A 2005-nucleotide genomic window follows, 5' to 3' on the forward strand; every position below is an offset into this window, starting at 1 on the left:
GGAAGAATTGGACGTGGTGAAGATGAAACATATACCGGACGCGAAAGTGGTGGAGTACCGCTTTGTCGCCAGTGAGGTCGAGGCGGCGGTGGCCGGGCGGGTCGATGGCTTTGCCTGCCCGTTCGATACGCGTGACAGTCATGACACCCGGTTTGCAACAGGGTGTTTTGTGAAAAGTATCGCCGCCTGGAAGAGCCGGGGGCGGACCTTACCCATGTACGTCAATCACGCCGATAACCGGCCGGTGGGCGGTTGGCTGGATCTGGCGGAAGGCCCGGAAGGGTTGCGGGCGGTCGGCGAGATCGTTTCGACGGAGCGCGAATGGGTCGGCGGGCTGTTCCGCATGAAGGTCGTGCTGGGGATGTCGATCGGTTTCGTGCCGGTGGCCTGGCGGGTTGAGACCGATGGTTCGGTTACCTTTACCGAGGTGAGTTTGCGCGAGATCAGCCTCGTTACCGCCAATTCGGTGCCCGGCGCCGTCATTGAAAGTTTGCGCGCCGAGGCAGGGTTCCAACTGCCGCGGACCAAGCGCGATTTCGAACACCTGTTGAAGCGGATCGGGTTCAGCGGCAATGCCGCCCGCGCGATCACCTCCAGCGGGTTCAAGGAGGCCGACCTCCGGGAGGGAGCGGATCCGACAGGCCTTGTGGAAGGCCTGCAAGATCAATTGTTTCTTATGAGGTTATCCCATGTCGCAAGACAGCCATGACAAGATCCTCGACATCGTCGAGGCCATCCGCACCGAGGCGCAGACGCGCGACGGTGTTCATCTGGAGGCGCAAAACCGGATGCGCGCCGAGTTCGCCGAGCTGACGCGCAAGGCGGATGACGCGCTGAACGAGGCGCGCAAGGTCGCTGCGGTCGAGGCCGCCTTGACCGCTATCGAAACCCGGCTGGCGCGCCGCGATCTGTCGCAGGGCGGAGATGAAGGGCGCAGTGAACACCAGGTGGCTCTGGCCGATTATCTGGTCCGCGGCCAGGGCAAGGAGAATGTGCCGGCGCAGTTTCGCGCCGCCAATGAGGGCTCGGATACGCACGGCGGGTTCCTGGTAACGCCGGAGCTGGATACGGCGATTGCCGGATTGGCGCGCGACATGAACCCGATCCGGTCGGTGGCGACGGTGCGCACCGGCACGGCGCCGGCGATCCGGCTGGTCCGCCAGACCAGCAAGGGGGCGGCCGGCTGGGTGTCGGAGGCCGCGGCACGTCCCGAGACCGGCACACCGCAACTCGGGACAACGCATATCGTGGCGCATGAGCTGTATGCGGCGCCGCGGGCGACCCAGACCATCCTGGAAGACGCCATCCAGATCGAGGCGTGGCTGGTCGGCGAGGTCAACGAGTTGTTCAACGAGTACGAGCTGGATGCCCATACCAACGGCAACGGCGCCGGCAAGCCGCGCGGTCTGTTTACCTATACCGGGGCGGCGCAGAGCGGCAAGACCGAGGTCACCGACGGCAAGGTCGGCTATCAGGTGACAGGTGTGGCGGGTGATTTCGGTCTCGATCCGTACGACAACCTGATCGACCTGGTGGCGCTGCTGCACCCGGCCTATCTGCCGCGCGCCGGTTTTATGATGGATCGGATCACGCAGTCGAAGCTGGTCAAGGTCAAGGACAGTAACGGCAATTATATCTACCAGCCGTCGCTACAGGCCGGCGTGGCGTCGACCATACTGGGCTATGGCGTCACGCTGAACGACCTGGCGCCGACGGTTGCTGCCAACGCCTATGCCATCGCGTTCGGCGATTTCAGCGCTTACCACGTCTATGACCGCCGCGGCACGACCTTGCTGCGCGATCCCTATACCGCCAAGCCCTATGTCGAGTTCTACACGACCAAGCGAGTCGGCGGCGGGCTGCATCGCACCGAGAAGGTCAAGTATCTGAAGTTCGCCGCCAGCTAAGAGACCGTCGAAAATGGTTGATGCTGGTCTGCAAAGGGCCGTTTTCTGCGCTTCCGGTGCTCACGTACTGAATTTTTGGTGTGCTAACGCTTCGCTCG

At 63.2% G+C, this 2005-nt stretch carries 2 protein-coding genes; both read left to right on the forward strand.

Annotated elements, in window-relative coordinates; genetic code table 11:
* Nucleotides 1–13: 13 nt before the first annotated feature.
* A complete protein-coding gene (locus ABI_RS10575; RefSeq protein WP_040308799.1) occupies nt 14–709 on the forward strand; it encodes an HK97 family phage prohead protease in 696 nt (231 codons plus the stop codon).
* The gene (locus ABI_RS10580) at nt 690–1907 is read left to right on the forward strand and encodes a phage major capsid protein (RefSeq protein WP_006272944.1); all 1218 of its coding nucleotides are present in this window, start codon (nt 690–692) and stop codon (nt 1905–1907) included. The genes ABI_RS10575 and ABI_RS10580 overlap by 20 nt, the downstream gene beginning before the upstream one ends.
* Nucleotides 1908–2005: the final 98 nt, after the last annotated feature.

It is taken from the genome of Asticcacaulis biprosthecium C19, from assembly GCF_000204015.1.
GTDB classification, from domain to species: domain Bacteria; phylum Pseudomonadota; class Alphaproteobacteria; order Caulobacterales; family Caulobacteraceae; genus Asticcacaulis; species Asticcacaulis biprosthecius.

What these genes read in the sequence shown, in the direction of transcription:
- ABI_RS10580 (WP_006272944.1), top strand. Translation starts at nt 690, where the DNA reads ATGTCGCAAGACAGCCATGACAAGATCCTCGACATCGTCGAGGCCATC.